Genomic DNA, 26421 nt, shown 5'->3' with positions numbered 1-26421 from the left:
AGTGGCTCCCTTCAGCGCAGGCCAAGGCCGCGGGCGATGATGCCGCGCAGGATTTCACGCGTGCCGCCGCGCAGCGAGAAACTGGGCGCGATATGGGTGACGTAAAGCAAGGTGCGGTAGAGTTCAGGATCGACCGGCTCGTCCGGATTGGCTGCCAGATCATCGCCGATCAGCTGCGGCACAGCCTGTTCGAAGCTGGTGCCGAGGTCCTTCATCAGCGATGCTTCGACCACCGGGCTTTCACCCGCGACGAGACGCGCGGTCACGGCGAGCGACATTTCGCGCAGCACCGCCTGCTGCGCCATCAGCGACCCGACGAGGCGCAGGGTGGCGCTGTCCTTCCGTCCGACCGCTTCCAGATGGCGAACCCAGGCGTCGATCAGCACGACGGAGGAATAGATGCGTTCCGGCCCGCTGCGTTCGAAGGCGAGTTCGGCGGTGACCTGCTTCCACCCCTGCCCTTCCGCACCGATGAGGGCATCAGGCGCGAGGCGGACGTCTTCGAAGAAGACTTCGGCGAAATGCGCGTCGCCGGTGAGGTCGACGATCGGACGGATGCTGACGCCCGGCGCCTTCAGGTCGACGATCAGCTGGGACAGCCCCTGCTGCCGATCGGCGCTGGTGCCCGATGTGCGGACGAGAGCGATCATATAATCGCTGTGCATCGCGTTGGTGGTCCAGATCTTCTGGCCGTTGAGCAGCCAGCCGCCGTCTGCCTGCTGCTCGGCGCGGCTGCGCACGCTGGCGAGGTCGGAGCCGGAGCCCGGCTCGCTCATGCCGATGCAGAAAAGCGCTTCGCCCTTCGAGATGCGGGGGAGGTAGAAGCGGCGCTGTTCTTCGGTGCCGTAATGCAGGATCAGTGGGCCGCTCTGGCGGTCGGCGATCCAGTGCCCGGCGACCGGGGCGCCTGCCGAAAGCAGTTCCTCGACCACGACGAAGCGGGTGAAGGGGCCGCGGCCAACGCCGCCATATTCCTTGGGGAGGGAGAGACCGAGATAACCCGCCTGCCCCAGTTTGCGGCTGAAGGCGGCGTCGAAACCCTGCCAGGATCGGGCGCGGCGGTGTACCGGCAGTTCGGCGATGGCTTCCTGAATGAGCGCGCGGAGGGCGGGGCGGATTGCCTCATCCTCGGGCGGCAGGGTGGAAAGGGTGAGTGTTTCGAACAAGCCGACCTCGTGAAACCATTAAGGAAGTAGCGAATAGATCGCGTTTTGTGGCTTTATAGTCCAATATCGAATTTGGCTATTTCGATACTTATTGGCTATTGGACGCGATGGCGGCGAAGTTTTTGGCTAGTGGGCTGGCGTCACGGGGGAGCGCTACGCCGGTGAGGACGGGCACCTGGCTTGCAAGGCGGACGAGGCGGACGCCCTGGGGCACGGAGCCTGCGGCGCGGGAGGGGACGAGCGCGACGCCGAGGCCGGAGCGGACCAGGGCGAGGACGGCGCTCAATTGCGCGGCTTCTTGGGCGACGATGGGCATGAAACCGGCCTTCTGGCAGGCGGTGAGCGTGATCGAGTGGAGGACGCTGATGCGGCTTTGCAGGATGAAGGGTTGCTGCGCCAGATCGCCCAGTTCCACGCTGTCGGCGTCGGCGAAGGGGCTGCCTTCGGGCAAGGCCGCGTGCAGTTCGTCGGGGTCAATGACCTGCGTGTCCACGGCCGCGATCTGGAGCAAGGGCAGGCGGACGAGGCCCACGTCCAGCTCGGCAGCGGCGAGCTTTCGCGCGATTTCGGCGCTGGTTGCTTCTTCCAGCACCAGTTCGACGGCGGGATAGCGGCGGCGATATTCGGCGATGAGGCGCGGGAGCAGTTCGAAGGTGGCCGATCCGACAAAGCCCACCCGCAACTGACCGCGTTCCCCCGCCGCGCCTTCCCGCGCAGCTTCCCGGAAGCGATCGGCCTGCGCCAGGGTCGCCCGCGCCATGTCGAGCGAAGCGCGGCCCGCCGCCGTCAGCGTGACGCCGCGCGCGCTTCGCACGAACAGGGCGGCGCCCAATTCTTCCTCCAGCTTGCGGATGGCGACCGTCAGCGGCGGCTGCGACATGTTGAGCCGCTCCGCCGCGCGATGGAAATTGCCGGTTTCGGCAAGCATGACGAAATAGCGGAGCTGGCGCAGTTCCATGATAGCTTCCATATATCGAACAATCGAAAATCAATATTAGCTTGATAGAAAGCGAGCGCCTAGCGTCCTTGCGATCTTTTCAGTTTGGGAGAGTCCCGCTTGGAACCGTTCCTTCTCGTCGAGCGCGACGGCCCCGTCGTCGTAGCCCGCTTCAACCGTCCCGACGAACGCAACACCATCACCGAGGTCGAGCAGAGCGAGGAAATCGTCGATTTCTGCCGCCAGATGGTGCGCGACAATTCGGTGCGGGCGATCGTCCTGACCGGCAATGGGAAGGCGTTCAGCGCGGGCGGCAACGTCAAATATATGGCCGAAAGAACGGGCATGTTCGGCGGCACGCCCTATGAGATTCGCAACGCCTATCGCACCAGCGTGCAGATGATTGGCCCGGCCATCCATGAACTGGAAGTGCCGATCATCGCCGCGATCAATGGCCCGGCGATCGGCCTTGGCCTGGACATCAGTTGCATGTGCGACATCCGCCTGATGGCCGACACCGCCGTGGTCGCAGAAAGCTACGTCAAGCTGGGCATCATTCCGGGTGGCGGCGGCGGGTGGCTGCTGCCGCGCCTGATCGGACCGCAGCGCGCCAATATCATGACGCTGACCGGCGATGCCATCGACGCCAAGACCGCGCTGGAATATGGGCTGGTCGCCGAAGTGCTGCCCGCCGACAAGCTGATGGACCGGGCGCTGGAACTGGCGGGCAAGATCGCCGCCAATCCGGGTCATGCGACGCGCATGGCCAAGCGGCTGATGCGCGAAGGAGCTGACATGAAGCTGCCGACGCTGCTGGAAATGGCGGCGGGCTATCAGTCGCTCGCCCATTATACCGAAGATCATCATGAGGCGATCGCCGCCTTCCTTGGCAAGCGCGCGCCGGAGTTCAAGAACAAGTGAGCGATCAGCAGACCTCAACCGGTCCCCTGGCGGGGATCAAGGTGCTCGACCTTTCGCGCGTATTGGCAGGGCCGTGGACCACGCAGATATTAGGCGATCTGGGCGCGGACGTGATCAAGGTCGAACAGCCGGGGCAAGGCGACGACACCCGCCGCTGGGGGCCTCCCTTCCTGGACGACGGGTCTAAGGACGCGGCCTATTATCTGTGCGCCAACCGCAACAAGCAGTCGGTCGCGATCAACCTTGCCGACCCGCGCGGCGCGGATTTGATCCGGCAGATCGCATTGGGCGCGGACATCGTGGTCGAGAATTTCCGCGTCGGTGGCCTGAACAAATATGGGCTGGATTATGCGTCGCTGTCGGCGATCAACCCGAAGCTGATCTATTGTTCGATCACCGGCTTTGGTCAGGATGGACCGTATAAGGATCGCGGCGGGTACGACTTCCTGATCCAGGGGATGAGCGGCCTGATGTCGATCACCGGCCGTCCCGACGGTGAGCCGGGCGGCGGGCCGATGAAGGTCGGCATCCCGATCAGCGATCTTGTGACGGGCCTGTATTCGGCGATTTCGATCCTCGCCGCGCTTGCTCATCGCGACCGCACGGGCGAGGGCCAGCATATCGACATGTCGCTGCTCGACACGCAGGTGGCGCTGCTCGCCAATCAGGCGTCCAACTATATGAACGGGGGGATGATCCCCCGGCGGCTGGGCAATGAGCATCCCAATACGGTGCCTTATCAGGATTTCTCCTGCTCTGACGGCGACATCCTCGTGGCGTTGGGCAATGACCGGCAGTTTCGCAGCTTTTGCGACCTGATCGGGCGGCCGGACCTGCCCGACGATCCGCGCTTTATCGACAATGGCAACCGGTCGCCCAACCGCAAGGCGTTGCAGGAGGAAATGGGGCCTGCCATCGCCAAGTGGAAGTCGGACGATCTGATCGCCGCGATGGAGGCCGCCAAGCTGCCCGGCGGGCGGGTCAATGAGATACCCGACATTTTGGCGGACGAGCATATTGCCGCGCGCGGGGTCATCAAGGACATGGCCCGATCGGACGGTACGCCGGTCAAGGTGCTGGGCTATCCGGGGAAATTTTCCAAGACGCCCGCCGATTATCGCCGTGCGCCGCCGCGTTCGGGGGAAGATACGCGCGATGTGTTGAGCGACGTGCTGGGGTTGTCCGAAGGGCAGATCGCGGCGCTTGTGGAAGCGGGGGTTATCGCGGAAAAGCTGCATTGATTTTTATTCGCGCAGAGGCGCAGAGGGCGCAGAGTTTATGGCGAAGCCCCATTCTCCATTCCCATCGCCTTTTGAGGCAAGGGTTCAAAGAGGGCACCTTCGGCGCGATCTGGTCTCTGCGATCTCTGCGCCTCTGCGCGAACAATCTTTAAGCCACTTCTGGAAAAGAGTGGGAGATCAGGGTTCACAATGCTGGGGACGCCCGGCTCAAATTTGAGAGGAATTTAGCATGACCACCAAGATCGGTTTCATCGGCCTGGGCGCCATGGGTCTGCCCATGTCATCGAACCTTCAGCGCAAGGGCTTTGCGGTCACCGTGTACGACATCGACGCGGAGAAGATGGACAAGGTCGCGGCGCTCGGCGCGGCCAAGGCGGCGAGCGTTGCCGAGGCGAGCCGGGGCCAGGACATCGTCATCACCGTGCTGCCCGCGACCCAGCATGTCGAGGCGGTGGTTCTGGGCGAGGATGGCGTGCTGGCGAATATCGACGCGGGATCGCTGCTGATGGACCTGTCGACGATCGACAGCAAGGGCACGGATCGCGTCGCAGCGGCATGCCGCGAGAAGGGCATTTCCTTCGTGGATTCTCCGATCGGCCGACTGTCTTTCCATGCCGAACGCGGAGAATCGCTGTTCATGGTCGGCGCCGAGGACGCGGATTTCGCGCGGGTGGAACCGGCGCTGAAAGCCATGGGCACCGACATCTACCGCTGCGGCAAACCGGGCATGGGCAGCCGCATGAAGATCATCAACAACCTGATGCTGCTGTCGACCGCGCAGATCGACGCGGAATGCATCGCCCTTGGCACGAAGCTGGGCCTCGACATCCAGACCATGCATGATGTTACCGGGGGCACTACGGCACGCAATGGTTCCTTCCATGTGCTGATGGCGAACAAGGTGCTGAAGGGTGATGTGGAGCCCGGCTTCACCATCGACCTCGCCTTCAAGGACCTGACGCTGGCGATGAATGCGGCGGCGGAAAACCGCGTCGGCCTGCCCATGGGCGCGGCGGCGCATGCGGCATTTGGCGGCGCGCGGGCGACGGACTATGCCACGAAGGATTATTCGGCGCTGCTCGACTATGCCTGCCGCAATGCGGGTATCAAGACGCCCCGGATGGACTGAACCGGCAAGGCCGTGGGCGCGCCGCACCTGATCGCCACCTGCTGGACCACGGCAGGCAATGTCCGGCCTGACCGGCCGGACAATCTGGGCCGCTTTCCGCTGGAGCAGCGGATCGAAGCGGCGGCGCGCGCGGGCTATGCAGGGACCGGCTTTTGGCTGGGCGACCTGCTCGCCTGGGAGGCGAGCGGGCGGGATTATGGCTCGCTCAAGCGGCTGTTGGATGACGCTGGGCACAAGATCGTTGAGCTGGAATATCTGGCGGATTGGTTTGCATCGGGGGAGCGGCGCACGCGGTCGGATGCGGCCAGGGCGGAGTTGTTGCGCGCCGCCGATGCGCTGGGTGCGCGGCATATCAAGGTGATGCCGCCGTTCCTGCCCGACGATCCGGCGGGTGACGATCTGGCTGGCGAGTTTGCGGCGCTTTGTGCGCAGGCGGCGGATCATGGGCTGATGATCGGGCTGGAGATGCTGCCCTTTTCCACGCTGCCGAACCTGGGCGCCGCGTTGGAGATGGTGGCTGCGGCGGACGCGGCCAATGGCGGGTTGCTGGTCGATATCTGGCATGTGATGCGCTCTGGCGGCACGATGGACGAGGTTGCGAGGTTGCCTGCGCGCTTCATCATCGCCGCTGAACTGTGCGACGCGATGATGGCGATGCAGGGCGAGATCACGGAAGATACGATGCGCCATCGCAAGCTGTGCGGCGAGGGTGAGTTTGATGTGCCGGGCTTCATCCGCGCGATGGGTCGGGCGGGTTATGAAGGCCCTTATGGCGTGGAAATCCTGTCGGATGCGTTTCGCCAGTTGCCTTTGGCCGAGGCCGTGCGGCGTAGTTTTGACAGCAGCGTTGCGCAGTTTGGCGCTTAGCTGATTGTCCTGCGCGCATTGACGATTGCGCAGAAAGGCGTTTCCGCCGCATTCGCCCTGTCATAGGAGGCGCATCGCGGCGGGAGCGACGCCGTCGAGCATGAGGGGCGCTTTTCATGGCTGTGACGATCCTGGGTGCTCTGGTCCCGGTGTTCGGGCTGATCCTGATCGGCTATGTGTGCGGGCGCTATGACATATTGGGCGATCGCGCATTCGAGGTGCTGAACCGCTTCGTCATCGCCATCACCCTGCCCATCCTGACCTTTCGTTCGATCGCGCATATGGACCCGAGCAACCTGGCCGTGCCGGGCATGTTCATCGCAGTGACGCTGGGCGCGCTGATCACCTATGCGCTGGCCTTTGCGATTGCGCGGCGGTTCGGGCGGTCGGGGGCGAATGCGAATATCGCGGCTTTGTGCGCCTGTTTCAGCAATACGGGCTTCATCGGCCTGCCGGTGGCGACGCTGGCCTGGGGGCCGGAGGCAGTCGCGCCGGTGTCCGTGACGATGCTGATTTACTCGGCGATCGTGTTCACGGTCGGCCTGGTGATGAGCGAGGTGACGGCGAGCCAGGGCCATGGGGTGGGCACGGGATTGAAGCTGGCGGCGCGGTCGACGGTGCGCAATCCGCTGATCTTCATGGCGGTGCTGGGGTGCGTTTGGTCGGTGCTGCGTCTGCCGCTGACGGGGCCGGCCGACATATTGATGCAGACGCTGGCGCAGGCGACGGCGCCGTGCGCGCTGACGGCGATCGGGATTTTCATCGCGCTGCCCCGTGAGACCGCGACGCCCGGGCCGATTGGGCGGGTCGTGGCGTTGAAGCTGCTTGTGCAACCGTTGATCACGGCGGGGCTGCTGTGGATGCTGCCGCCGATCCCGCCGCTTTGGGCAAAGGTCGCGATATTGATGGCGGCGATGCCGTGCGGAGCGTCGAGCTTTGTGCTGGCGGGCAAGGCGGGGCGATGGGCGATGGAACTGAGCGCCTGGGCGGTCACGCTGACCACGACGCTGGCGTCGATCACGCTGATCGGCATGCTGTGGTGGCTGGGGGCTTAAAGATCCTCGGTGACGCTGGTCATTGCCAAGGGGCGGACGAGGAGGAACAGCGCGGACCAATCGCCGATGTCCGCTGCCGCCTCGCGTTCCTGCCGGGCGATCAGATAGGCGTCGTCGCGCAGCCGTTCGAACAGGGCCTGCACCCGGTCGCGGCCGTTGGGGCCGAGCCAGAGCATGTCCGAGACATAGCGGGCATCCCCCTCCAGCAGCGAGGGGCCGAGGAAGAAATGCTTCACCACGCGGTTGAAGGCTTGGTCGAGCGGGCCGCCGGGGCGCCAGCGGACGGCGCGGCTGGTGAGTGGGCGCAGGCGTCCGCCGGGCAGGCTGTCGACCAGGCCGAGGCGCCGGAGCCGCTCAATCGCTTCGTCCAGGGTCGCGGTGTCGATGCCGAGCGTCGACTGACATTCCGCCCGCTGCGCGCCGTTGAGGATGAGGAAGAAGAGCAGCGCGAGGCTGCGGTCGGCGGCGAGGATGCGCTCCTGCGCCAGCGTGAAGCGGTCCGCGCCGCTGTCGGCTGATCGGGCGAGCAGGTCGCGCACGTCAATGCCGATGGCGAGGCAGAGGCGGTCGAGATTGTCGAGCGTCAGCCCCCTGCCCCGCAGCCAGCGCCAGAGGGTCGGCTCCGCGACGTCCATGCGGGCGGCGAGGTCTGCGACCCGGACACCTTGCACGCGCAGTTCGTGGCGCAGCTGGGCCAGGATGGCGGCGACGCCGGGGCTTTCATTCTGGGGCATGTCTGAGGTCCGATCATTAGGTGATCGCATGGGATCATATAATGATTGCCGGGGGCAAGCGTGAATTGATCCGGTGGCGTGCCTGTCCCACTATGCGCGCGCAATAAGAGAGAGGATGGACGGATGGCGACCACGGCCGACTATGGCTTGGGAGAGTTCACCTTTCCCCGTGGCTGGTTCATGATCGCGCGGGCCGAGGATGCCATTGCTGCGCCCACCGCGCTGCGCATGTTCGGGCGCGATCTGGTGCTGTATCGTGGGGAAAGCGGGCGGGCGGCGCTGCTCGATGCCTATTGCCCGCATATGGGCGCGCATCTGGCGGCCGAGCAAAGTTCGGGCGCGGGCGCGCGGCGGATCGAGGGGGACTCGATCCGTTGCCCCTATCATGCGTGGCGCTTTGGGCCGGATGGCATTTGCAACAATGTGCCCTATTTCGACGGGCCGCTGCCCCCGGCGGCGCGGGTGCGCGCCTTTCCGGTGGAGGAGCGGTTCGGATGCCTCTTCGCCTGGCATGATCCCGAGCAGATGGAGCCGGACTATCCCCTGCCCGACCTGCCGGAATGGGAGGATGCGGGCTGGGTGCGCTGCATCTATGATGATCTGGGGCAGATTCCTGTGCATCCGCAGGAGATTATCGACAATCTGGTCGATGCGCGGCATTTCGGGCCGGTCCATGGGCAGCGGCTTGCCTATTTCAACTCGCGTTTTGAGGGCGTCACCGGGCGGCAGCTGTCGGGCGGGGGCCATGAGACGATGACCAGCGAGGGCGGCGTGCTGGACGTCGATGCTTATTATACTGGGCCGGGCATATTGATCGCGCGCTTTTCGGGCGAGACGGATGCGGTGCAGATCGTGCTGCACACGCCCGTCGAGGATGGCGTGACCCATGTGTGGCATGGCATCATCACACGGGGACGGCAGGTGCCGCCCTCGGCAGAGGATGTCGAACTGCATGGGCAATATCAGCAGCTTGGCCTGTCCGCCTTCTCGCAGGATTTCGAGATTTGGCGGACGAAAGCGCCCGCGTTGCAGATATTGCGCTTGCCGACCGATGGGCCGTTCCACCGCAACCGTGCCTGGTATCGGCAATTCTACAATCCGCGCGCGCAGGCGGCGGGCCATCAGGGCCGCGCCAATGGCGACCATGCCACCAAAGGGCTGGATCAGGCGCCGACGGCCGCAGCGGCCGAATGATATTCATAACAAACAGAGGATAGTATAGAAATGAACAGGGATTTCCCGGAAGGCGCGGCGCTCATCTTTGGCGGCAGCGGCGGGATCGGCAAAGGCGTCGCGGTAGAGTTCGCCAAGTCGGGCACGGACGTCGCCATCTGCTATCGCAGCAAGAAGGACGTGGCCGAAGCGACGGCGCAGGCGATCGAAGCGCTGGGCGTCAAGGCCAGCCTGCATCAGGTCGATGTGCGCGATCGCGCTTCGGTGGATGCGGTCGTCGCGTCCGCCACCGCTGCCCATGGCCGCGTGCATAGCGTCGTGTGGGGCGCGGGGCCGCTGGTGCCGCAGGTCGCGATCGCCGAATGGAGCGATGAGCAGTTCCGTCAGGCGATGGAGGTCGAGGTGTTCGGCTTTTACAATGCCGCCCGCGCCTTCATCCCGCACATGCGCGAAAAGGGCGGCGGGTCGTTCGTCCATCTGGGATCGGCGGGGCATGATTGGTGGCCCAAGCTCGATGGCCTGTCGGTGGCGCCCAAGGCAGCGAACGAGGCGCTGATCAAGGGCATCGCCAAGGAAGAGGGCAGATATGAGATCCGCGCCAATTCGGTGCTGGTCGGCGTGATCGACGCGGGCATGTTCCATGAATTGACCGCGCAGGGCGTGTTCGACGATTATTGGATCGCGGAGACCAAGAAGCTGCTGTGCCTGAAGCGCTGGGGGCAGTCGGAGGATATCGGCCAGGCGGCGGTGTTCTTCGCATCCGAACGCGCCCGCTATGTGACCGGGCAGGTGATATCGGTGTCGGGCGGCTTCGGGGTCTGATGCTGTCGTAGGGCGGTTTGTGAGAGGTTCTTAGGAGGGAGGTTTTACCACCCTTTGCGTGATCGTCACCCCGGACTTGCTCCGGGGTCCTGCTTCTGTTCTGACGCCGCCGAGGCAGCGGGACCCCGGGTCGAACCCGGGGTGACGGAAAGGCATAAACTCATCCGCTTCGAACATGCTCTAAGTCCGCCGCAGGACATGTTCGACGCTATCGTCGGCTGTACCGGCCTTCCCTTCGTCGCGGCCGACTTCCTTTTCCAGCGCGGCGCGGATTTCTTCGACCTCGCTCGCGCTGCGATGCTCTATCCCGATGAACTGTTCGCGCGCGGCATCGAGAGCGCGGATGACCTCGTCCAGCTTTGCCTGCATGGCGGCGGCGTCGCGGTTCTGGCTGTTCTGGATCAGGAAGACCATCAGGAAAGTGACGATGGTCGTGCCGGTGTTGATGATCAGCTGCCAGGTGTCCGAATAGCCGAACAACGGGCCGGTCACGCCCCATATCAGAATGAGCCCCAGTGCGAACACAAAGCTGAGCGGCTGGCCAGCGGCCGAGGCGATCCGGGTGGCCATGGCGGTGAAGATGCGGTCCATATCATGTCCCTAATGCTGCTGCCGCTGGCCATTCGGAACCAGCAACATTTAGAAACATTCAACCAAGCGAAATGATCAACGCCGCTGCGATAAAAGCCGCGGGATACGCAATATCTACCCTGAGCGTGATCCTGCTGGGCTTCGTGTCATGGCAAAGCGCGCATAGCGACCCGCTACTGTCGCTCTGCCTCGCCGCCGGGGTGGTGACGTCGATCGTCGGGATGGGGCTGCGATGGCTGTCCTATCGCGTGGACGAGACGTAAAATGAGGCCGTCAACAATGCCAGCCGAAACTGTGGGGGCGGGACATGATGTGGTGCATCAACTAATCTATGCGGGGGAGACGGCGCAGCTTGCCGCATACATCTGACGCTGATCATGGGGGTCAGGGAGCAGCCTGTGCCGCAATCGGCGGCTGCGAGCAGGCTCCCCTTGCTACTTGTGGTTTAGAGTTCGACCACCGACAGAATGTGGCTGTCAAAGCCCGGCCACACATAGTCGAATTCCAGGATCAGCGTGTCGCCGATCTGGCCGCTGGTCAGCAAATCCGTCTCGACGAACAGCTGAAGGCCGTTGCGGCCATAGGCATAGCGCGTGACGTTGCCGAAGGCGGGTGACGCGTCCAATTGCGCATCGATTTCCGCATTGCCCTGACGGGGGCGATTGACCTTTACCTTCAGGCGGCCCTTCAGGTCCGGATCATTTTCGTTCGCGTCGATGAGGGCGAGCGTCATCTTTTCGATCACTTCGAAAGAATCGACCAGCGTTCCGATGTGGAACGTATATTCGGGGTCGGATTCCACCGCCTCGCGCAGCGCGGCAACCGCCGCATGTTCCTTGTCCGTGCCATAGCCCAGCGCTTCGCGCGCGGCCTTGTTCAGCGCGGCCTGCGCCGCGGGCAGCGCCGCCAGGTAAAAGATGCCATCGCCGCGGTTGCGGTTGTCGTTATGCACCACGAAACGATAGAAGTTTCCCTGGGGAAAGGGCAGCATCTGCGTTTCCACGAAGCCCAGAAGCTTGAGCAGCTTGGCCGCGACAGGGCCGTCCTCCGCATTCGGATAATATAGGGCAACATGCCCCATCGAGCGCATGCAATCCTGTGCCTCTACCGCCAACGTCGCCATTTCATGCCTCCTGATCCGGCCGCTCACACGGTCCGTATTGCGTGGAAAATCCGCCCGATCGGGCCATCCATCCTAAACGCGGTTAGTTGCGCCAAGCGACCGCTGGCGCAACCTGCTCCGCCATTATGCCGCCTGCGTGGAACTACGCTTGTCGAGTGTGACATGCAGGCCATTGGTGCGTTTGTGCATGTCGGGCGTCTTGTCGCGGGGGTTGTAGAACTGCTTGTACCAGCTGCGCACCTTGCCATAGGGGCCGTCATTGGGGATGACGAGCGGGTTGAGGCAGGCCCTCTTGTTCTGCCAGATCTCGACATCCTGCGCGAAGGCCAGGCGGCTGCCTTCCTGATATTCGAGCGCTGCGGCGCGCAGCTCGTCGGTGACGGGCGCGGTGCCGTCATTCACCTGCACCATCAGGCCATGCCAGACGCGGATCTTGCCATCCTCGATCGGGGTGTGGGTGATCATGATGAAGCTGTCGAACGTCCCGGCCATCTCCGACTGGAGGATCGAGGGGCCAGTATACCAGGTGTCGAGCGTCAGCACGTCCTCCGGATTGAGCGTCAGCGTGCGGTGCCCGGCGGCATAATATTGGTGAACGATATGATCCTTGAACTCATTGGCGAAGTAGACGAAATCCTTCGCGCCATGGATCGGGATGAAGTGGCCAAAGTCGGCCATATTGTCGACCACCTCGATCGGGTGGATATCAAGATCGCCCATATAGTCGATCTTCCAGTTGACCCAGCCCGGTGCGTCATAATGGCCGCCAAAGTCAGGCAGGTCGAAATTGGGTTCAAGGCCTTCGGGATCATGCCAGATCCAGATCGTGCCCGCCCGTTCCATCGCCGGGAAGGTCTTTAGCTTCGCCGCCTTGGGCACGAAGTCGGAATAGGGGATGTTCTTGCACTGGCCGTCGGGGCCATATTGCCAGCCATGGAACGGGCAGCGGATCGACTCGCCCTCCACCTGCTCGCCATCGCGCACGATGTAGCTCGTCGTGTTCTTCGCCAGATGCGCGCCCATGTGCGGACAATAGGCTTCGGTCACATAGACCTTGCCGCTCTCGCCACGGTACATCACCATGTCCTGGCCCAGATAGCGCATCGCCTTGGGCACGTTCGTCGCCTCGGCGCTCTCGCCCACCATGAACCAGCCACGAGGGAAGGTGAATTCTCCCAGACGATAGTCCGACGATGTCGCCATTTCTTGATCCTCTCACTCGCTACCTGGCGTAGCAGGGCGGGCCGTTCGCCCATATGAACCATATGGCGATCAGCCCGTCGATGATAACTGATGCCATATAATTTACGCAAAGCCTTCCGCCCGCGCAAGTTACTTATCGCCAATAAGCTTGAACCGGCCCTTAATACTGCGCATTGGAGAAAAGGCCGCCCGGCGTCACCCCGACGTTGCGTAGACGCAAAGTCACGGCGCCGTGGCCGCCTAAGCCATCGCCCGCGCGGCCAATATGGTTTCGCGCAAGGTCGCGAGCAAGGCGTCGAGATCGGCATCGTTGGCGACGCTGACATCCAGCATGACGGCCCCCTTGGCGACCCGTGCCCGGCCGATGCGGTCGCCGCCGGTGAGGATGGCGATCTCCCCCATATCTCGGGGGCGCCGCGCGGCGGCCTGACGCAATCGGGACAGCACCGTTGCGGACGGCAGCATCGGCCCGTCACCGGTAGCGCGCGCCTGCTGCTCTGTCGCGATGATCCGCGCTTCGGCGATTACGTCCGCGCGCTGCTCATACCTGCGCAGCAGCGGGGTCAGCAATTCGGAATAGCGGACCTTCAGATCTTCCTTCGTAGCGAAGGCCTGGATCACCTCTTCGGGCAGTTGGGCAAGGGCGAGCAGGCGGCTGAGCTGGCTGTTGGACAGGCCCAGCGCCTGCGCCATGCGCGACTGCACGCCGCCGTAGAAGCGGTCCACCGCCTGCTGATAACTGCGCGCGCGGTCGAGTTCGCAAATGTCGGCGCGTTCCCGATTCTCGATGTCGGCGAGACGGAAGGCTTCCTCGTCCGATAGCTCGACCAGCAGCGCGTTGAGGCGCAATTCAGGGCGGCCATTATGATTGAGCCAGTCGATCGCAAAGCGGCGGCGGCTGCCGACCAGCAATTGATAGGGCTGCTCCGACGCGCCGGGGTTCGACCGCACCAGCACGGGAATGCGATTGCCGCCTTCGGCCGCGATGGATTCGATCAGCGACCGGCAGCTATCGGGATTGAGGCCGGGCTGATCGCGCGGATTGCCGTCCCAGACCACGCATTCGTCCGGCCGGATCAGCATCGGCGCGCGGCTGTCGATCCTGGCCTCGGCAAAGCTGGTGAGCCGGTCGTCCAGGCGACCCAGCGCCTCCTGCTCTGCCACGGCCGCACGGCCGCTTTTGCCATCGCGGGACAGCGTTGCCATCATCTCCCGTATCAGGGCCACCATTCCATTCATCCTCCATTGCTGGGACTGCCCTAGCGCCATGTCCCCTGCCCCGCCCGCTGGACTGTGTCCGTAATGGTGCGAGTGAGGGGCGGCGGGAGCCTGCTTTGCGTGTACGCAAAAGCGGGATCAGCGTAGGATGACTCGGCGCCTTCGACGATCACGGTCGATGTCATGGTGCGGGCAAGACCCAGAAGATAGGCGACGCGCGACCGGTTGCTTTCCGATGCAGTGTGCAGGAACGGGCTGTCCAGCTTCACCATGTCGGGGGACAGTGCCATCAGCTGCCCTACCGACGCGCGGCCCGACCCGAAGCGCGATACCGATATCCGGACGCCCAACGCGCGCAAGGTCCTGACAAAGGCCAGGGCGTCGCGAAACAGGATGATGTCGCTATGGTCGCTGATCTCGATCACCAGCCGCCGTGCGACTTGGGGGGCGTGCCTTAGTCGATCGAGCAGTTCGCCCCAGCCCGCCTCTTCGCCATGCAGATTGAGGGACAGGCTTTGCGGCGATAGCGCGACGGACAGGCAGGCGGTCGGGTCGCCTTCCAGCTCGCGCAGTACGTCGCGTACCAGCAATCGGTCGATCAGATGGGCCAGGCCGAGCCGTTCCAGCGCGGTGTAGCTTGTGGCGCAGTCGACATGCTCGCCGGTCAGCGTCGCTTCATGATATAGGGTGGCGCCTTCATTTTCGCCCCCCGACACGGGGCGCCAGCGGAGGAAGGCCGTGCCGTCCTGCACCTGATGCAAGAGGGCGGCCGCCTCCGCCATATCCTGGCAGTACAGGGCTGTGGCCTCGCCGGGTCGGATGGCGATAGCCCCTTGATGCAAGGTGGAGGCGGCGAGCCGGGCGCGCGCCTCCCCTTCCCCGGTGGCGGCATGGCCTGCGGATATGGACAGCAATATATCGCGGCCTTCGTACCGGAATGGTTCGCTGTCGAGTGCCTCGCAGAGTCTTTCGACGAGCATTCCCATGGGCAGTGACAGCATGAGCGGATAGCGCGCGGCCAGCGTGATCCGGCCTCCCTCCACGCCGCGAAGGTTGATGCGGCCCAGATGCCGCCGCGCCGCATGGGTCACATGATCGACCGCGCCACAGGCGGCTCCGGCACCATAGGCCGCTTCGATCGCATGAAAATTATTGAGACTTATATCGAGCAGATGCTCGACCTGATGGGGTTTCGTCAAAGGCAGATCCTTTCCGGCTCGCAAAGAAAGGGACAGGAAGGTTCGAGGAGGCGGCGCCCACCGCCTCCTCTCCCCTCCGTGGGAAGGCTCAGCGACCCAATAAGCCTCCCAACAGGCCGGTGACTGGCGCGACCGGGCTTTGCTCGCCCGTCGATGGAGCCGAAGCGCCACCGAGCAATCCGGTTACTGGCGCCAGCAGCGATTCCCCGCCGCCACTACCGCCTGCGGGCAGCGCCGGGGCCAGTCCGTTGACCGCATCGAGCACGGGGGAAGCGACGCTGTCGACGGTGGATGTCACCGTGGCGACGACGGGCGCGGCGCCGGTCACGACCTGATCGACCGCAGCGCCCGCTTGCGTCCCCAGCACGCCGCCGACGAGGTTGCCGACCGGCGCGAGCCCGGCCTCCACACCCGCCGTGGTTGTCGGGACCGTCACATCGACGATCGTCCCCTGCGTCAGCACATCGGCTGTCAGCAGCTGGCCCTGCGCGGGGGCCGTGGCGGAGGTGGACGGCAACAGGTTGACCCCGGCCAGCGTGCCGCTGGTGGAGGGACCCGTTACCGCCTCACCACCGACATTGGCGCCGATCAGCGGCCCGCCGAGCAGCGCGCCCGGCGCTTCGCCTCCACCGCCGAGCGCACCTGTCAGGCCGCCCGCGACAGTTTCGACCAGACCCGTAACGGGGGCAAGCGCACCATCGCTGCCGACAAGCGGGGCGGTGATGGGGGCGAGCGCGCCGTTCAGCGTGTCGAGCACTGGCGCCGTCACCTGGGTGGCGGCAGAGGTCACCGTTGCCACTACGGGGGCGAGGCCATCGGTCAGCTGGGTGACGGTGCTGCCCGCCTGATCGCCCAGCAGGGTCCCGGCGAGCGAACCCACCGGCGCCAGTCCCTGCTGCACACCCGCGACGGTGGTTGGCAGGGTGGCCTGCACGACGGTGCCATCGCCGTTCAGCAGATTGACCGTGGCAACGGTTCCGGTCGCGCTCCCGGCGTCGGACAGGGCATTGAGGCCGACCAATGATCCGGGGCCTGTCGGACCCGTGATCGCCTGATTACCCAGATTGATCCCGATCAGCGAGCCGCTGGTCGGGCCCGTCGGGCCGCCAGGACCACTGGGTCCGCTCGGTCCAGACGGGCCGGTCGGGCCAGTGGGACCTCCGGGTCCAGTAGGACCGTTCGGTCCTGTTGGGCCGCTGGGGCCTGTTGGGCCGCCGGGGCCTGTCGGACCACCTGGCCCCGTGGGACCGCCGGGACCTGTGGGGCCACCTGGACCGGTAGGGCCACCGGGGCCAGTGGGACCGCCTGGACCGGTAGGGCCACCGGGGCCAGTGGGACCGCCGGAACCATCTGGGCCATTGGGGCCGGATGGACCACTCGGACCACTCGGCCCAGTTGGACCGCCGCCGGGACCAGTCGGGCCACTGGGACCGGTTGGACCCGATGGCCCGGAGGGAGTCTTGCCCCCTGCCGTGCGGACACTGAAACCCACGCCATCAGAGCAGGCGCCGAGTAGGAAAAGCGGAATCGCCGTGGCGCAAAGCAGCAGACGCCGCCCTGACCGCGCTGGCCCAACCAAAGACATGCTATAACCTCCCTGTTCAATGCGAACATCATCGCAAGGCCACAAGGCTAAGCACGGCATTCCCTTACGGCTTGTTCTAAAATCACCGATTTGGTGAGATTGGGGTGTTGGGGGGTTGGAGGCGTGGGAGGAGATGTGGGAAGGGTGGGATTAGGTACGCAAATGGTGCGAGGGTGGGGCTTTTGGGTGGAAATTGGGGGTGAGATTGGGGAAAATGGGGTTGGGTGAGGTTTTAAGCGCGCAAAAGAGCGACGACGGGATGTTTTTGGGCTTTGTCCATTTTGGTTCGATCTTTTCTGATGCAGTCTGGGCAGTGGACAGAGGGAACGGATTAGGCGAGCAGCTTTTCCGTCACCCCGGGCTCGACCCGGGGTCCCGCTGCCTCAGTAGCGTCAGAAAAGAAGCGGGACCCCGGATCAAGTCCGGGGTGACGATCACTCAAACATGATCATGCTCTAGCGCCAGCGTGGCCCTTCGACCCAGGTCACCAGGCTCCGCCGCACCCCCGCCGTCACCGGCAGCACCCGATGTTGGAGGAAGGAGGGAAAGATCAGCAGGCTTCCCCGCGCCGCGAATGTCGCGCCGGGTTGCGCCACGCAGAAAAACTCGAACGTGCCGCCTTCATATTCGTCCGGCTCCGACAGTTGGACCACGACCGACAGCTTGCGGTCGAAGGGGCGGCCTGATTCCAGCCACACATCCTGATGCCAGTCATATTTGCCCTGCTGGGTGCCGTGATATTCGGTGAACTGCACTTCGTAAGGCGCGACGATGTCCACGCCGAAGTTGGTCCGGTTGGAGGCGCCGACAAATTGCATCACCCGATCGACGATGTCCTTTTCCCGCAACGGATCGAACCAGCGGATGATGGAGGACCGATAAGCCTGATCGTCGCGGCTGCTGTCCGCAAAGCCGACCGTCGCCGACTGGTCGGCATAGAAGTCCGCCCGCTTGACGATGGCATCGCACTCGGCGGCCGTCAGTGCCGACGGCCACACTTCCCACACATTGTTCATGATCTCAGCCTTCCTTTGCGTACACGCAAAACGGGGTCAGAAGGCGCGTCCGATCCCGAAGAAAAAGCGCGCCCGGCGCGAATCTGCGCTGGCGATGCGCTTGATCGGCACGGCTACTTCCGCGCTCGCCCGCCATTTGCTGCCGATGCCGATGCGCACGCCGCCACCAGCCGATGCGAGCGAGAAATTTTCAGGCGGCAGGCGGTAATAGGGCCGCGCCACCGCATGCGCGACCGCGCCATCGGCATAAGTGAAGAGCGTCGCCTTTTGCAAAACCCCGGATCGCGCAGGGGTCCAGCTGAGTTCAGCGCCGCCCGCAATGGCCTGTTCGGCGGTCCTGATCCCCAAGGGGAACGCCATGCCAGCGCCGCTGCCGCCTAGTGAAAAACGCTCTGTCACCGGCAACCTGTCGCGGGAATATTGCGCCTTTGCATTCAGTTTCAGGGCGACGCGTTTGGACAGGGCGCGCACGGCCATCGCCTGCACATTGACCTTGGTGAAGATTTTTTCCGAAAAGCCGGTGAAGGCCCGCGCGCCCAATATGCCGACGCCCCGGCTGACGACCGCCGACAGGGCTTGTCCCTGCCGCTGGTCGGAATGCGACCAGGACGCGCCCAGCCGCACCGCCCGCGATTTATAGTCGCCAAATCGGACGTCGAGGAAATAGTTGCTGCTGTCGATGCCGTCGATCGAGGCGTTGACGGTCAGGTTCGTCTTGTTGGAACGGACCAGCGCGTGGCTAATCGTCATGCCCGCCAGCGTCGCTTCTCCTTTGATCGGCCGGTCGCGCACGCGGCTTTTCATATGGGCGATGTTGGCGGACAGGGTCGTGCCATTGCTGCCGATCGGGGTGGAGTGGCTTAGGGAATAGAGTTGATAGCGTTCGGGGTAGAAGGGCAAATAGCCCGCGATCCGTGTGCTGTCGCCTTCGCGCAGTAGCCCATTGGCCGTGACCGACAATTGCGCCTGCACGCCGTCGATCACGTTGCTGACGGCGCTATTGTCGATCAGGATGCCGATCTGCACCTGTTCCCGTTTGACGATCAGGTCCAGGATCAGGTCGCCTTCGCCCTCGCCCTGCCGCATTCGCGCCTCGACGCTTTGGCCCGGTATGTCGCGCAGCAGGCCCAGCACGCGTTCCAGCGTCGCCTTGCGCAGCGGCGTATCGCGCTTCAGCCGCCGCATCTGCGCATCGATCAGGCGGGTCGGCATGCTGGGGGAAACGCCCGCCAGCCGATATTCCTTCACCCGTCCTTCGATGATCTTGACGATCAGCTGTCCCCCTGCGGGCACCTGCGCCGGGATGGAGACGGCATAAAAGGCGATGTCGCTGCGGGCGTAGGCATCGCTTACCGCCTTCGCCACCGCCTGCAATGTCTCACGCGTCAATGGCCGTCCGATCAACGGAGCCACCGCCTTGTCCAGCAGCGGCACGGGCAGGGATGTTCCCATATAATGCACCCGCGCCAGCCGGACGCTTTCGGCCGAATTGCCCACCGTCCCGACCGCAGGGGCGGGCGCGGCGACAGTCACGGAAGGGGAAGGCGCGAGGCCCGGTGTAACCCGATCGGCCCTGTCCCGGTCGATCAGTGGCGCAGACGAAGTCTCTCCCGGCCCGGCAATTTGCGCCGTTGCAGGGGCGGTCATTGTGACGAGCGCCGCCGCCGCCACAATTGCCTTCAGCCCGTTGATTACCCTGTCGAAACCCATTTGCCCCATGTCGCGCCGCGCCATGGAAAATGACGCCTGCCAGCATCAGGGCCTAGAGCAATGTCTTTGCGATTTGCTCCGCAAGTGGAACCGATTTGGTGCATTTTGGCCGATTGTTCGCCGGTACGAGCGGCGATTGTCGCCAAATTGGCGGGATCGGCCCGCCAGTCACAGCGCGATCAGGGCGTAGGGCCGATCGAACCGTTCCGACACGACGAACTGCGCGCAATTATAGACGGGGACGCCTCGGGGCGTGCGGCCTTCAAAAGCGCCGCGATGGGCGTGGCCATGCACGGCGAAGCGGACATTGTCGAAGCGGTCGATCGCTTCGGCCAACCGCGACGAGCCGAGAAAAGGGAAGATTTCCGGCGGCTCTCCCTCCACCGTGTCCACCACCGGCGCATAATGGAGCACCGCCACGCAACGGTCGGTGCGCAAGGAGCGTAAGGCGTTTTCCAGCTTGCGCGCCTCGTTGATCGCCTCCTCGACAAAGGTCTTGATGCCCTTTTCCCCGAAGGCGCCGAGTTCGCCCCGGCCAAAGCCGCCGACGAAACCCTTTACCCCGGCAAAACCGACGCCCTTTATTTCGACAGCTTGGTCGTCGAGCACGGTCACGCCCGCGCCGTGGAGGATGCGGGCGACTTCTTCGGGCTGGCCGCATTCATAGTCGTGGTTGCCGAGCACCGCGACGGTGGGGATGGTGCAGGCGCGTAAGTCTTCGGCCAATATTTCCGCCTCGCGCGACTTGCCGAAATTGGTGAGGTCGCCGCACAGCGCCAATATGTCGGCCTTCTCCGATATTTCCTCGAACATCGCGCGGTATCGATGTTCGGAGGTGTCCGTAACATGCAGGTCGCCGATCGCGGCGAGGGTCAGCCCTTCGTGCCGGGCGGGCTCATTTATTGCGGTCATGGCTCTCCTCAAGGCCCTTGCCGACCACATCGGCGAAGCCCCATTCGGTGATATCGATCAGATAATCGCGCGGGGACAGGAGCCGCCCCCGGCATACCCGGATGTTGGGCACCGGCAGTTCCGATCGCGTCTGCAAGCGGCCCAGCAGTTCCTCGAACAGCCAGAGTGGAATGCAATGGCGTTCGGTCGGATAGATGAAGCGGAAATTGAGCAGATGGATCAGCAGCAATTCCCAATGCAGCTCCATCGTGTCGAGGAGCCATTGCCAGTTGATCCGGTCGTGCTGGCGCAGGATCACATGGACGACATCGGCCCCATCATAGCGATAACGGTCCTGGATGAAGATTTTCGACAGGATGAATTCGGTCGGCGGCGTGATGCGGACGTTGATGCCATAGACTTCGGCATGATCTTCTTCGCGAAACCACTCTTCGGTGACCGGGACGCTGGCCGATGAGATGTTGTAGATGACGTCGAAGAATTTCTTATCCTTCCAAACCTTCCCGATCCACCGTTCGTCCTCGAACTCGACCTCATGGCCAAGATGCTTGAAATAAGCGAGTATGCGGGGGGCGTCGCCTGCCTTGCAGAAGACGTCGAGGTCCTTGGTCGGGCGGACGATGCCGGTGTGGCAGCCCAGCGCGTAGGTGCCCGAAAGCATGAAGGGGATGCCGGATTCCACCAGATGCTGGAGGCTTTCGGTGTAGAAGGCCACCGAGTCCGGCGGCGGATCGAAGATCGCTGGGTCTGCTGTCATTTCAGCAAGGCAACGGGCGAGGGAGGCGAGTGTTCCGTGGGCCTTTTCGTGTCTGGTGATGGGGCTGTGCTGGTGAGCGCGCTCATTGTTCCCCTCCCGCAGGCGTTCAAACGAGGCACGTGACTCGTTTGAAGGGTTAGGGGTGGGAGCGAGCGCCGCGAGCCTCTTCATGTGCCTTTAACATCGACGTCGCGCTGGCCCACCCCCCGGCCCCCTCCCGCCTGCGGGAGGGGGAGTGGTCGCTGGCCGCTCGATTAAACCCCCGGCACAGCCAGCAATCGCGCCTCATCCCGCAGCCTCGCGGCCTGCGCCGGATTAGCGTTCCGCGCTGCCTCGAACGCAGCCTGCGCCTTGGCCGTTTCGCCGAGCGTCATGCGGCTGCGCATCAGCATGATCCAGCCGTCGACATTGCCGGGATTGGCTTTGAGCTTGGCCTCCAGCCCCGACACCATGCCCTCAATCATCGCATCCTGCTGGCCCTTGGGCAGTTGCGCGGCGGCTTGCATTTGTTCGCGGCTGGGACCTGGGATCGCCGCTGTGGCGACCGAGCCGATCGGAGGATGTGGTGCAGTGGGCTTTACTGCGGCGAGACGTTCTTTCACGTCGATGCCGTTGATCTTCCCCACCTGCTCGATAGTCCGGCGCAAATCCGCTTCCCATGGCGCGCCCGGAGGCGTGTCGGCGAGCAGGGCCAGCCAATCGTGGATCGCACCTTCATGATCCTTGGCCAGGTCCTTGCGCACCGCCTGAAAATAGCGCGCGCGGGGCTCCTTGGGGTCGAGCTTTACCGCCTTGTCGAAGGCTTCTGCCGCTTCCCTGGGCATCGGATCATGCTCGCTTGCCATCACCACCGCTTCGCCCAGCGAGGACCAGAAGGTCGCGTTATCCGGGGCGAGCTTTACCGCACGGCGATACGCGCGCGCCGCGTCGGCGTGGCGGCCGTTTTCGAAATAGGCCCAGCCAAGCATCTGCCAGCCTTCGGCATCGTTGGGATTGGCGCCGACACGCTCCTGCAAGCCACGGATGACGCTTTCCGGGTCAGATGGCTGCTGACCCGCCGCCGCGAAGGGGGCGGAGGCCGATGCCGTCTCCGCCTTTTCCGGCCGGTCGCGCCAGACATTATAGCCGACCGACACAATCGCCAGCCCGGCCGCCCCGATAAGAGCCATGCGCCCCACGCTCAGCTTCGTCACTTGCCATTTCCCCGATAATCTCAACTGCTCTCTAGCGTGACGCAGCGGAATTGATAGAGTGCCCAAAGACTTGATCCGCGCACCATAAACCGGCAGGGGCATGCCGGGGCTGCGGGTGATCTCGCAAGAGGGGGTAATGTAAGTGACTGAGCGCGTGCGTATCGCGATCGTCGGGTCGGGACCGGCGGGGATGAGCGCGGCCGCGCGCGCGGCGCAGCTTGGGCTGTCGCATCTTCTGATCGAAAAGACGGACCATCTGTCCGACACGATCTTCAAATATCAGAAGGGCAAGCATGTGATGGCGACGCCCAGCCAGCTCGTGCTGCGGTCCGATTGCGATTTCGAGGCTGGCAAGCGCGAGGCGATCCTCGGCCGCTGGAACGAGCAGGCCGCTGCGTTGGGCCTGAACGTCGCTTATAATGCAGAGGTGAAGGCGATCACCGGCACCGGCGATCCCATCCCCGGATCGGTCCAGAAGATCGTGGAGCGCAAGCGGGACGGGACCACCGACACAAAGGAAATCCAGCGGCTCGCCCCGCCCTATCGCCTGACGCTGACCGACGGGCGGGAGGTCATTGCCGACGCGGTGATCATGGCCATCGGCACGCAGGGCAATCCCAACCTGATGCGCGTTCCGGGCGCGGACCTGCCGCATGTGCAATATCAGCTGGACGACCCGGCTGACTATAATGACGAACATATCTTCATCGTTGGCACCGGGGACGCGGGCATTGAGAATGCCATGGGCCTTGCCGCCGACGAAGCGCAGGGCAATGTCGTCACCATCCTCAATCGTGGCACGGAGTTCGCCAGCGCCAAGCCCGCCAACGTCAAGGCGCTGATGGCCGCCGCCGAAGCAGGCCGCCTGTCGATCATGACGGAATCCACCACGGCAAAGATCGAGCCGGGCTTCATCACGCTCGACAGCCGCGATGGCGAGGTGAAGCTGAAATGCGACCGCATCATCGCCCGCATGGGCTCCGCCCCACCGCGCGCTTTTGTTGAGAGCTGCGGCGTCGAATTTGCGAGCAGCGACCGGCTGGCCTTTCCCAAGCTGTCGCCCGTGTTCGAAAGCACCGCGCCCGGCATCTTCGTCATCGGCGCGCTGGCGGGCTATCCGCTGATCAAGCACTGCATGAACCAGGGCTATGACGTTGTCGAATATATCAACGGCAATCGCGACCTGAAGCCTGCCGACGAGCCGATCCTGGCCGCCAAATTCGCCGCCCTGCCGGAGCAGAAGAGCGTCAGCGAATGGCTCGAATATCTGCGCAGCAACGTCTCGATCCTGGAGGGGCTAACCCCCTTGCAGATGCGCGAGTTCATGCTCGACAGCGAGGTTCGCGCCTACCGCTCCGGCGAGGTGATTTTCGAGAAGCATGATCCCGGCTCCTCCCTCTTCGGCATCGCTGGCGGGCAGGCGCTGGTGGAGGTCGCCCCCAGCACCAACGTCGCCATCGAAGCGGGCAGCATCTTCGGTGAAGTCGGCCTCATTTCCGGCCGCCGCCGTGGCTCGACCGTGCGCGCGGGCAAGGACTCGATCATGGTGGAGGTGTCGCGCACGGCGGCGCTGAAGCTCATGTCCTCCAACCCGCCCGCCAAGCGCGCCATCACCCGCATCTCGACCGAACGCCAACTGCTCCAGATGTTCGGCTCAGGGCTAACCCCCGCCGATCTCGCCGAGGTGCTCGACACCGCCGAGATCAAGACCGTCAAGGCGGGCGAGGCGATCCTGACTGAGGGCGATCTGGGCAACGACATTTATGTGATCCGCGTCGGATCGATGATCGTGGAGAAGAAGATCGGGGGGAAGAATGTCTTCCTCTCCTACCTCCCCGCTGGTAGCTATGTCGGCGAAATGGCGCTGATCGCAGGCGGGCCGCGCACCGCCACGGTCAAGGCGACGGTCAAGTCCGAGGTCATCAAACTGAACGGCGACGCCTTTGCCCGACTGATGGCCGCCAAGCCCGCTTTGCTGGAACGCGCCCGCCGCGACATGGCCGCGCGGCAGGACGTCAACGCCTTCATCGAGAGCCGCAAGGACAGCTTTTCGACGGTCGTCGACATGTATTCGGAGACGGCGAAGTTCCTCGTCGACAACGGCATCGGCGAAGCGACCGACGTGCTGCTGATCGACGAACATCTCTGCGTAGGCTGCGACAATTGCGAGAAGGCGTGCGCGGATAGCCATGAGGGCCTCTCCCGCCTCGACCGCGAAGCCGGGCGCACCTACGCCCATCTCCATGTACCCACCAGTTGCCGCCATTGCGAACATCCGCACTGCATGGCCGACTGCCCGCCCAACGCGATCCATCGCGGCCCTGACGGCGAAGTGTTCATCGATGAGACCTGCATCGGCTGCGGCAATTGCCAGCGCAACTGCCCCTATGGCGTGATCCGCATGGATAGCGTGCCGCCGAAGAAGCCGGGTTTGCTTAGCTGGATGTTCTTTGGTGCTGGGCCGGGGCCGGGCGAGCCGTCCAAGAAATGGCGCTACAAGAACGCCGAGCCGGGGGTCGAGAAACCCAAGAAGGCGATCAAGTGCGACATGTGCTCGGGCATTGATGGCGGCCCGGCTTGCGTGCGTGCATGCCCGACGGGTGCCGCCATCCGCGTGTCGCCTGAGGATTTCCTGACCGTCGCGCGCCTTGATCGGCAGGCGAATTGAGCATGGCGATTAACGCTCAACGCATTTCCGTCATCTCCGCGACCCGAAAGGCGGCGCAAGCCCAGGCGGGGACCCATCTTCTGATTGCTTCAAAACAGGAAACCGCCCTGAATTGCTCCCCCCCACCGCCGTTCGGGCTGAGCCTGTCGAAGCCCTGCACTTTCTTGAAGAGAAGTGAAGCCCTTCGACATTTGAGCGAGACGGCTGGCTCGCTCAAACAGGGCGAGCGGAGGAGAGGTGATCGTGATATTCCGCCCGGTGTTCTTGAGAACGCTGTCGGGCGATGTGCAGCGATGACCCTCCAAGCCAGAGTGGTCACCCTCTGATGGCCACACGCGCTACCTCCACCCGCCGCACCAAGGGCGAAACCCTGCACGACGGGTTCCTGCGCCACGCCAATTTCCGCTGGCTGAAGATCGCTTGCCTTCTCTGTCTGCTCGTCATCGCCAGCTATTTGATGATCGACATCACGCCCCATCATAATGGCGGCAGCTGGTACGGCTACACGCTCGGCACCATCGGCGTCGGCCTCATCCTCTGGCTCACGCTGCTCGGCCTGCGCAAGCGCGCCATGACGCGCGGCCGCTGGTCGCTGAAGGCATGGACCAGCGCGCATGTCTATCTGGGTTTGAGCCTCATCGTCATCGGCACGCTGCACACCGGTTTCCAACTTGGCTGGAACGTCCACACCCTCGCCTATGTCCTGATGATGCTAGTCATTTTCTCAGGCCTATTCGGCATCATCGTCTATGCGACGCTGCCTTCCGCGCTCAGCAACAACCGGGCGGAAATGACGCAGGTGCAGATGCTCGAAGCGATCCGCGCCATCGACCGCCAGCTGCACGACGCCGCCCAGCCCCTGCCCCATGAACAGGCCAGCCTGGTCCGCCTGTCCCTCAACGACGACCCCTTCGGCGGCAGCCTCATCGCCCGCCTCTCGGGCCGCTACCCCCGCTGCGCCACCGCCGCCGCGCAGGCGTCGCTCCGCCATTGGACCGGCGACCATCCCGACACAGGTAAGGAACCGCTCGAAAAGATCGACGCCCTGCTCGAACGCAAGCAGGCCATGCTCGCCCGCCTCCGCCGGCACCTGCGATTAAAGGCACTGCTGGAAATCTGGCTTTACGTCCATGTGCCCGCCACCTTCGCCCTGCTCGCCGCGCTCACCGCGCATATCGTCAGCGTCTTTTTCTACTGGTGA

General features: G+C 64.0%; 24 protein-coding genes. 10 read left to right on the top strand and 14 right to left on the bottom strand.

Features of this window, described 5'->3' with window-relative positions; translation table 11 throughout:
• Positions 1-11: 11 nt before the first annotated feature.
• A complete protein-coding gene (locus tag IZV00_RS17865; RefSeq protein WP_196226949.1) occupies positions 12-1166 on the bottom strand; it encodes an acyl-CoA dehydrogenase family protein in 1155 nt (384 codons plus the stop codon).
• Between the two features lie 88 nt (positions 1167-1254).
• The gene (locus IZV00_RS17860; protein WP_196226948.1) at positions 1255-2124 is read right to left on the bottom strand and encodes a LysR family transcriptional regulator; all 870 of its coding nucleotides are present in this window, start codon (positions 2122-2124) and stop codon (positions 1255-1257) included.
• Between the two features lie 99 nt (positions 2125-2223).
• On the opposite strand from IZV00_RS17860, the gene IZV00_RS17855 reads away from it, so the two are divergent.
• The 5 genes from IZV00_RS17855 (at position 2224) to IZV00_RS17835 (ending at position 7316) form a co-directional block, all read left to right on the top strand.
• Positions 2224-3024, top strand: a complete 801-nt coding sequence (locus IZV00_RS17855; protein ID WP_196226947.1) for a crotonase/enoyl-CoA hydratase family protein — start codon at positions 2224-2226, stop codon at positions 3022-3024.
• Complete coding sequence (locus tag IZV00_RS17850; protein ID WP_196226946.1) at positions 3021-4265, top strand: CaiB/BaiF CoA transferase family protein; 1245 nt, start codon at positions 3021-3023, stop codon at positions 4263-4265. The genes IZV00_RS17855 and IZV00_RS17850 overlap by 4 nt, the downstream gene beginning before the upstream one ends.
• Before the next feature lie 229 nt (positions 4266-4494).
• On the top strand, positions 4495-5394 hold the full coding sequence (locus IZV00_RS17845; protein ID WP_196226945.1) for an NAD(P)-dependent oxidoreductase: 900 nt from the start codon (positions 4495-4497) through the stop codon (positions 5392-5394).
• 12 nt (positions 5395-5406) lie between these two features.
• Positions 5407-6261 (top strand): sugar phosphate isomerase/epimerase family protein, encoded by an 855-nt coding sequence (locus IZV00_RS17840; protein ID WP_196226944.1) that lies wholly within the window; start codon positions 5407-5409, stop codon positions 6259-6261.
• A 116-nt stretch (positions 6262-6377) separates the two neighbouring features.
• Positions 6378-7316 (top strand): AEC family transporter, encoded by a 939-nt coding sequence (locus IZV00_RS17835; protein WP_196226943.1) that lies wholly within the window; start codon positions 6378-6380, stop codon positions 7314-7316.
• Here IZV00_RS17835 and IZV00_RS17830 read toward each other — a convergent pair.
• The gene (locus IZV00_RS17830) at positions 7313-8050 is read right to left on the bottom strand and encodes a helix-turn-helix domain-containing protein (RefSeq protein WP_196226942.1); all 738 of its coding nucleotides are present in this window, start codon (positions 8048-8050) and stop codon (positions 7313-7315) included. The two genes, IZV00_RS17835 and IZV00_RS17830, sit on opposite strands and share 4 nt — an antisense overlap.
• Before the next feature lie 123 nt (positions 8051-8173).
• Between IZV00_RS17830 and IZV00_RS17825 the strand changes: the two genes are divergently transcribed.
• Both IZV00_RS17825 and IZV00_RS17820 read left to right on the top strand, forming a co-directional pair.
• Positions 8174-9244, top strand: a complete 1071-nt coding sequence (locus IZV00_RS17825) for a Rieske 2Fe-2S domain-containing protein (protein WP_196226941.1) — start codon at positions 8174-8176, stop codon at positions 9242-9244.
• Between the two features lie 30 nt (positions 9245-9274).
• A complete protein-coding gene (locus tag IZV00_RS17820) occupies positions 9275-10045 on the top strand; it encodes an SDR family NAD(P)-dependent oxidoreductase (protein ID WP_196226940.1) in 771 nt (256 codons plus the stop codon).
• A gap of 180 nt (positions 10046-10225) precedes the next feature.
• On the opposite strand, the gene IZV00_RS17815 is transcribed toward IZV00_RS17820, so the two are convergent.
• Complete coding sequence (locus tag IZV00_RS17815; protein ID WP_196226939.1) at positions 10226-10636, bottom strand: low affinity iron permease family protein; 411 nt, start codon at positions 10634-10636, stop codon at positions 10226-10228.
• 71 nt (positions 10637-10707) lie between these two features.
• On the opposite strand from IZV00_RS17815, the gene IZV00_RS17810 reads away from it, so the two are divergent.
• Complete coding sequence (locus IZV00_RS17810; RefSeq protein ID WP_196226938.1) at positions 10708-10899, top strand: hypothetical protein; 192 nt, start codon at positions 10708-10710, stop codon at positions 10897-10899.
• Between the two features lie 182 nt (positions 10900-11081).
• On the opposite strand, the gene IZV00_RS17805 is transcribed toward IZV00_RS17810, so the two are convergent.
• The 10 genes from IZV00_RS17805 to IZV00_RS17755 form a co-directional block, all read right to left on the bottom strand.
• Positions 11082-11759: a hypothetical protein gene (locus IZV00_RS17805; RefSeq protein ID WP_196226937.1), complete on the bottom strand. Its 678-nt coding sequence runs from the start codon at positions 11757-11759 to the stop codon at positions 11082-11084.
• 123 nt (positions 11760-11882) lie between these two features.
• A complete protein-coding gene (locus IZV00_RS17800) occupies positions 11883-12962 on the bottom strand; it encodes a Rieske 2Fe-2S domain-containing protein (RefSeq protein ID WP_196226936.1) in 1080 nt (359 codons plus the stop codon).
• Between the two features lie 240 nt (positions 12963-13202).
• On the bottom strand, positions 13203-14192 hold the full coding sequence (locus IZV00_RS17795; protein ID WP_196226935.1) for a ParB/RepB/Spo0J family partition protein: 990 nt from the start codon (positions 14190-14192) through the stop codon (positions 13203-13205).
• A gap of 29 nt (positions 14193-14221) precedes the next feature.
• Positions 14222-15379, bottom strand: coding sequence for an EAL domain-containing protein (locus tag IZV00_RS17790; RefSeq protein ID WP_196226934.1), 1158 nt, complete (start codon positions 15377-15379; stop codon positions 14222-14224).
• 88 nt (positions 15380-15467) lie between these two features.
• The gene (locus IZV00_RS17785; RefSeq protein ID WP_230463411.1) at positions 15468-16400 is read right to left on the bottom strand and encodes a hypothetical protein; all 933 of its coding nucleotides are present in this window, start codon (positions 16398-16400) and stop codon (positions 15468-15470) included.
• 1019 nt (positions 16401-17419) lie between these two features.
• Positions 17420-17980 carry a 2OG-Fe(II) oxygenase gene (locus IZV00_RS17775; RefSeq protein WP_196226932.1) on the bottom strand — a complete coding sequence of 187 codons (561 nt, stop codon included), beginning with the start codon at positions 17978-17980 and terminating at the stop codon, positions 17420-17422.
• A gap of 36 nt (positions 17981-18016) precedes the next feature.
• Entirely contained in the window at positions 18017-19714 is a 1698-nt protein-coding gene (locus IZV00_RS17770; protein WP_230463410.1) for a ShlB/FhaC/HecB family hemolysin secretion/activation protein, read from the bottom strand.
• Positions 19715-19858: 144 nt separating this feature from the next.
• The gene (locus IZV00_RS17765; RefSeq protein WP_196226931.1) at positions 19859-20602 is read right to left on the bottom strand and encodes a metallophosphoesterase family protein; all 744 of its coding nucleotides are present in this window, start codon (positions 20600-20602) and stop codon (positions 19859-19861) included.
• Positions 20586-21359, bottom strand: a complete 774-nt coding sequence (locus IZV00_RS17760; RefSeq protein ID WP_196226930.1) for a nucleotidyltransferase — start codon at positions 21357-21359, stop codon at positions 20586-20588. Before IZV00_RS17760 ends, IZV00_RS17765 begins: the two co-directional genes overlap by 17 nt.
• A 254-nt stretch (positions 21360-21613) precedes the next feature.
• The gene (locus tag IZV00_RS17755) at positions 21614-22552 is read right to left on the bottom strand and encodes a tetratricopeptide repeat protein (RefSeq protein ID WP_443020083.1); all 939 of its coding nucleotides are present in this window, start codon (positions 22550-22552) and stop codon (positions 21614-21616) included.
• Between the two features lie 142 nt (positions 22553-22694).
• Between IZV00_RS17755 and IZV00_RS17750 the strand changes: the two genes are divergently transcribed.
• Both IZV00_RS17750 and IZV00_RS17745 read left to right on the top strand, forming a co-directional pair.
• Complete coding sequence (locus tag IZV00_RS17750) at positions 22695-25220, top strand: cyclic nucleotide-binding domain-containing protein (RefSeq protein ID WP_268934789.1); 2526 nt, start codon at positions 22695-22697, stop codon at positions 25218-25220.
• A 325-nt stretch (positions 25221-25545) separates the two neighbouring features.
• The gene (locus IZV00_RS17745) at positions 25546-26421 is read left to right on the top strand and encodes a hypothetical protein (protein ID WP_196226929.1); all 876 of its coding nucleotides are present in this window, start codon (positions 25546-25548) and stop codon (positions 26419-26421) included.

It is taken from the genome of Sphingobium sp. Cam5-1, assembly GCF_015693305.1.
Taxonomy (GTDB): domain Bacteria; phylum Pseudomonadota; class Alphaproteobacteria; order Sphingomonadales; family Sphingomonadaceae; genus Sphingobium.
This window is presented reverse-complemented; position numbering and strand designations above follow the sequence as displayed.